Here is a 538-nt window from a genome sequence, read left to right as displayed (position 1 = left end):
CCCCTGCGTCTGCGCGGCGGTTTTATCGGCGGCGACATTGAGGTTGATGGTAGCGTTTCCAGCCAGTTCCTGACCGCTCTGCTGATGACGGCGCCGCTGGCGCCTGAAGACACAATTATTCGCGTTAAAGGCGAACTGGTATCAAAACCTTACATCGATATCACGCTAAATTTAATGAAAACCTTTGGCGTGGAGATAGCGAACCATCACTACCAACAATTTGTCGTGAAGGGCGGTCAGGGCGATGCCTCGTCAGCGTCCTATTTTCTCGCCGCTGGGGCGATAAAAGGCGGCACGGTAAAAGTGACCGGGATTGGCCGCAAAAGTATGCAGGGCGATATTCGTTTTGCCGATGTGCTGGAGAAAATGGGCGCGACCATTACCTGGGGCGATGATTTTATTGCCTGCACGCGCGGCGAATTGCACGCCATAGATATGGATATGAACCATATTCCGGATGCGGCGATGACGATTGCCACCACGGCGTTGTTTGCGAAAGGAACCACGACGTTGCGCAATATTTATAACTGGCGAGTGA

The 538-nt window shown here is 53.0% G+C and carries 1 protein-coding gene; it reads left to right on the top strand.

The annotated features are described in order from the left end of the window. Positions 1-538: 3-phosphoshikimate 1-carboxyvinyltransferase (locus K0335_RS22265; RefSeq protein ID WP_374940500.1), on the top strand; the 538-nt coding region annotated here is incomplete at both ends.

The organism is Escherichia sp. GZ89, assembly GCF_019366485.1.
In the GTDB taxonomy this organism is placed as follows: domain Bacteria; phylum Pseudomonadota; class Gammaproteobacteria; order Enterobacterales; family Enterobacteriaceae; genus Escherichia; species Escherichia fergusonii.
Note: the sequence above shows the minus strand (reverse complement) of the source record. Positions and strands in the feature narration are given on the sequence as shown.